Here is a 5,445-nt window from a genome sequence, read left to right on the forward strand (position 1 = left end):
ATCATTCAACTCAACCTCAGTGGTCTTAAACCCCGGATACAACACCGCACCCGTCACCACCACAGCCACCACCACACCAAACGCAGCCCCGGCGGCGGCCTTCTTATGTCGCTTCTTCAGCCCAAGCTTCCCCAGCAGAGTTGTCACAGCGTTACTTTTCCCTCAGATTGTGTTGCCAGATACGGTCCTGTTCGCGGGACAGGCAGTAGGCTTTCTTTCCCCGGGCCAAGCCTACCGAAGCCCCGCAAGACCCCGCGATGGGGACCTCTATCCCGTGTACCGCTCATTCCGGGGCACTTGCCCGGCGCCGCGGCGGCTATGGCGTTGCCCCTGTCGGGAAGGTGCACAGCGGTACACCGCTTTGCGCGGGAGAGCCCAGGGTGGTGTGCAGCGACTGGATCCAGCGGGTGGCATTGGGCGAGCCGCGCATGATGTAGTACCACTGTCCGTCTCCGCTGTATGTGGTGCCGTGCGGCTTCCAGCACATGACATCGAACGTGTCCAGGTGCGACATCCAGGGCCGGTCGTAGCCGCCTTGGCCATCGCAGGTATTCCTCGACGGGTCATATGACGTGGCGCCGGGCAGGTCGGTGCAGCTGCGGTCCATGCCGGGACCAAGCCGCGTGGTCCAACGGGTTTTCGCGGCACCCGACTGCGCGGAGGCAGACGCGACCGGGCCACCGGTGCCGCGCGAATTGACCGTTTGTACGTCGATCGAATGCCGCTCGTTGAATCCGGCGGTGTTGATGGTGCGGTTGCCGGAGGCAGCCACCCGTTCCCAGCCCCCGCCGTCGATCCTGATCTGGGTGTAGGCGATGTCGTGGCTGCCCGCCGCCGGGGATGCCCAGCTCAAGGTGAGGTTCTTCTGGTTCTCCGCGCCGTCCTGCCCGGCGGCCGACGGCGTGCCAGGAGAACCGTACGGGTTGGCGGTGGCCGGCGTGCTGGCGTCGGAACTGGGGGCCACCGAAGAGTTGGCGATGACGGTGATGGCCGTGGAACTGCCGTTGGCGAATCCTCCGACGGTTTGCCCTGGCCTGATCGGACCGGACTGTCCCGTGCTGGCCCGGTAGGTGTAGCTGACTTCGGCGTACGTTGAGCCGTTGCGTTCGGCGGCGGTGAGTTCGCGGAAGTCGATGGTGACGGAGCGCCCGGCTCCGCCGGTGTTGGCTTCCGTGGCGCTCACGCCGGAGACTTGCGCGAGCTTGCCGGTGGCGCGGCGCGGGGCGGACGCCGCACTGACCGCGCCCTTCCCGGCCTTGTTCTCGGCCTGCACGGTGAAGGTGTAGGCCGCTTCGGAGTTGTTGGCGGTGAAGTTGGCTGTCCGGACGGTACCGGCCACCATCTGGGTTTGGGCTGCCCCGCCGCCGCCGCTCATGGTGACGTAGTAGTTCCTGATGGCGTCACCGTTGGTGTTTGGCTCGTTCCAGTCCACCTTGAGCTGGTTGGAGGTTCCCACGGAAGATGCCACGGACGACGTCGGAGCGGCGGGTGCGGCGGGGACACCGGCAGGATTGTCCTCGGCGGAGTACGGGCTCCAGTCTGAGGGGCCCAGTTCGTTGACTGCCTGGGCGCGCACCTTGTACCGGACGCCGTTGGTCAGCCCGGGCCAGGTGTAGTTCAGCCCGGTCACGCCGTTCTTGACCGCCGCCCCATTCGCGGGCGGCGGTGAGATCTCAAGGTTGTAGTTCTTGACGGCCGAACCCTCGGTTTTGGCTGCCGGCCACGTGATTTCCATGGTCTTGTCGCCGGCCTTGACGGCAGGCGCGTCCGGCGGCGACGGCTTTTCGTCCGGCCGGATCTCATTGGAGGCCGGCGACGGGTCGGATTCCCTGACCTCGTTCGTGGCGGTGACGGTGAAGACGTACTTGACGTCGTTGGTCAGGCCGGTCAGCGTGCAGGTGGTGGTGGCACACTCCTGGCTGAAGCCGCTGGTGGAGTGCACGGTGTATTTGGTGATGGCCGCGCCGTTATCCGACGGCGGTGTCCACTTGAGCACGGCCGTCCGGCTCCGGACATCCGTGGCCGTGGGCGCGGAGGGCGCGTCGGGCCGGTCACGGACGGTGATCCGGACCCGTCCGTCGGTCTGCCGGGATACGTCTCCGGTCTTGTCCATGATGGTGTAGCGCACCACCATCACGCCTTTGAACCCGCTGGCCGGTGTGACGGTGATCGAGTCCCCCGCCACGGCGGGCTGCCCTGCGGCCGATCCGGTCTCCACGGTGGCGGAGGTGATCCTGAGGGGCGTCTCCGGGAAGGGGTTGTAGTCGTTGGCGAGGACGTTGACGGTCTCGGACGTGCCGGCGTTCGCTTTGTCCACCACGTCCTCGTTGGCTGTGGGAAGCGGTCGGTTGGAGGCCACCACGGTGGCGGTGATGGTGGCGCGGACCGGATCTGAGCGGCCGTCGGTGACTTTGAGCGGGATGCTGCCTTTCCAGCCGGCGGCCCGGGCTGAATCGGGGGTGACCTTAAGGGTTGCCTTGTCCACTGTTGCGTTGAAGCCCTCGGGGAGCGCGCCGTCGAGAGCGAAGGCGAGCTTGTCCTGGTCGCCGGCGTCAACGTCCTTGGCCAGGTTGCTCAGGTCCAGGGTGGCCGACTCGCCGGCGGGAACGTCGAGGGTGGCTCCGCTGAAGGTGGGCGGATGGTTGGCGTTGGGGTCCGGGATGACTTTGGTGATGATGCTCAGCGTTGACTTGAGGCCGGCGGGGTCGTCCGGCCCTGTGCCGTCCGTCACCTCGAAGGTGATGGAGCCTGGACCCACGTAGTCCTTGAGGGCGGCATAGCGCAGGGCATTGCCGTTTCCGGCCACCACGTTGTCCGGTTCCCCGCCCAGGATGCGGACCTTGTCCACCTGGGTGATCCGGGGCGTGCGGCCTTCCCGCACCCGGACGTAGTCCGCCAGGTTGAGGGTAATGTCCTTCCCGGACATGACTTCCACGGTCTCGGTCTTGGCCAGCGTGGGGTGTTGCTCCCCCTGCCCGGGCACCCAGATGACCGCCGTCGCGCTTTGGCCGTCAACATCGGTGACAGTGTAGGGAACCAGCTGGTCGGCCGGCCCAAGCGTGACGCGCACGGTGCCGTCGCCGGTGACGCGGGCGTTGGGGTTCCCGTCCGGCAGGCCGATCTTCAGTTCGGAGGCCACGCCGTCGGGGTCTGAGTCGTTCTTGAGGACTGGCACGTCCACGGCGGACTTGCCCAGCGTCTCTGCCGGGGTGACCACATCGTCTTTGGCAACCGGGGCCTTCAGTGCGGCATCAGGGCTGGCCTTCACCCGGATCACTGCACCCGACTGGGCTTTCTTGTCGTCCTGGATCTTGTAGCTGACGCTGTCATTGCCGGCAGCGTTCGGGGCCGTGAGCAGCACCTTGCCGCCTTCGGCTGCCTCCACGGCGAGGTCCGGGCGGGCCTCGAAGCCGTTGGACACCAGGGTGATCGGGTCACCGTCCGGATCTGAATCGTTGGCGAGGGCTTCAACGGCGATCTTGCGTCCGGGCCGGACTTCAATGGCGTCGTCGACTGCGATGGGCTTCTGGTTGGTGGCTTCCGCGGGTGCGATGCCGACGATCACAGTTCCGGTGTTCTCGGCCCCGATCCGGTCGCGGACCCGGTAGGTGAAGGTGTCAGTGCCGGCTGCATTGCCCGCTGCGGTGAATTCGAGGTAGCCGTCCTTGACCACGGCCGTGCCCATGGCGGGAGCCTTGTCCACCCCGGTCAGCCGGACTGAGTCGCCGTCGCTGTCCACGCCATCGAGGGGTACCGGGATGCGGACGGTCATGCCCGCCACCACCCGGGCGGTGAGGTTTCTTGGTTCTGGCCGGGTATTGAGTTGGTCGTCGCGGGCCCGGATCCGGATCGTGACCTGCTGGGAGTCGGACTGGCCTGATTCGTTGGTGACCTTGTAGATCGCGTAGACGGTTTTGGGTACGTCGCCGGAGATGAACCGCACAGTTCCGCCTGCCGTGAAGATGCGCCCGTCCGCCGGGTCCGGCTGCTGGGCCAGCTGCGGGTCAAGGGTGAGGGCGCCGCCGTTGGGATCGGTGTCGTTTGCCAGCACGGGGATGGTGACGACGTCGCCGGCACGGACGGTGGCCTCGTCCGGCTTGGCCTGGGGGGCCTGGAGTTTCGCCGGTGCGGGGACCACCAGCACGGCGATCTCGCCGGTGGCCGAGGCTTTGCCGTTGGAGATGGTGTATTTGACGGTGAGCTGGCCCTGGGCGCGGATGTCGGTGATCCGGACAACGGAATGGTCCAGCACGGAGACGCTGATGGGCAGGCCGTCCGCGGCCGTCACGGACTGGACCACCAGCACGCCGCCGGAGGGGTCGGAGTCATTGCCGAGCACGTCCACCAGCACGTTGCCGCCACTGGGCAGCAGTGCGGTGTCGCGCACGGCGACGGGGGCGCCGTCGCCGTTCCCGGGCACGACGTCGACACGCACCAGTTGCTGGGCGCTGGCCGGTCCGTTGGTGGCCAGGTAGGTGACGTAGTGCGCGCCCTCGGCGGTGGAATTGAACGTGAAGGTTTGCTGGTCGGCGCCCATGGTGGCGGTGGAATTACCGTCCGGGCTGGCCTGGGCCAGGCGCAGCGCCCCGCCTTGCGGGTCTGAGTCGTTCTTCAGCGGCGCGATCACCGTGTCCACCCCGGCGACGGCGACCACGTGGTCCGCGTTGGCGATCGGCGGCAGCGCCCCGGGCGCGCGGACGTCGACGCTGACCTTTCCCTCGGTGGTGGCCCGGCCATCCGAGACGGTGACGGTGACGGTTTTGCGTCCCGGTTCAGCACCGGAATCCTGAAAGCTGAGCAGGCCGTCAGGCCGGACCCGGACTTGGTCGCGGGGGTCGCTGCTGCTGGCACCGACCACGAAGAGGTCGTCGCCGTCGGGGTCGATCCAATCGGTGAGGATGTTTTGGCTGACGACCTTGCCTGCCTGCACCACCAGGGTGGTGTTGCGGTTGGGCTTTTGCCGCGGTGCCGAGTTCTCCCCCGGCGGGACGACGTTCAACGTGACATCGGCGGAACCGGAAAGGCCGCGGCCGTCGTCCACCGTGTATTTGAACGCCTCAGAGCCCGTTTTCTCGGCGCCGACGCTGACCTGGAACCCGGTGGCGCCGTAGATCGGCGCGAGCAGGCCTGACTTCAGGGGGTCGGGCGTGCGAACGGTGAGGACGTCGCCGTCGGGGTCCGAGTCGTTGTCCAGCACGGGAAGGACGGTGGTCTTGCCGGCGCGCACGCCGAAGGTGTCCGGTTTGGCCACGGGGGCGTTGTTGGGTTTGGTGCGGTCCGGCAGGACGGTCTGCTGCACCTCATCGGCCGAGTCCTTGTCGGCGTCGTCCGAGGTCTGTTGCGGCGGGATGACGTCGTCCCAGTTGTTGACCAGCTGCATGTTCTGGTTCACCAGCCACACATTGCCCGAATTCACATCATTCAGGACCACCAGGTCCCGGTTCA

1 protein-coding gene is annotated in these 5,445 nt (G+C 67.1%); it reads right to left on the reverse strand.

Annotation, left to right across the window (positions count from 1 at the left end; all coding sequences use genetic code 11):
• Positions 1 to 316 precede the first annotated feature (316 nt).
• Positions 317 to 5,445: Ig-like domain-containing protein (locus DFO47_RS20975; RefSeq protein ID WP_133832929.1), on the reverse strand; the 5,129-nt coding region annotated here is incomplete at its 5' end.

Origin of the sequence: Arthrobacter sp. AG258, assembly GCF_004364695.1 — a bacterium.
Classification (GTDB): Bacteria; Actinomycetota; Actinomycetes; order Actinomycetales; family Micrococcaceae; genus Arthrobacter.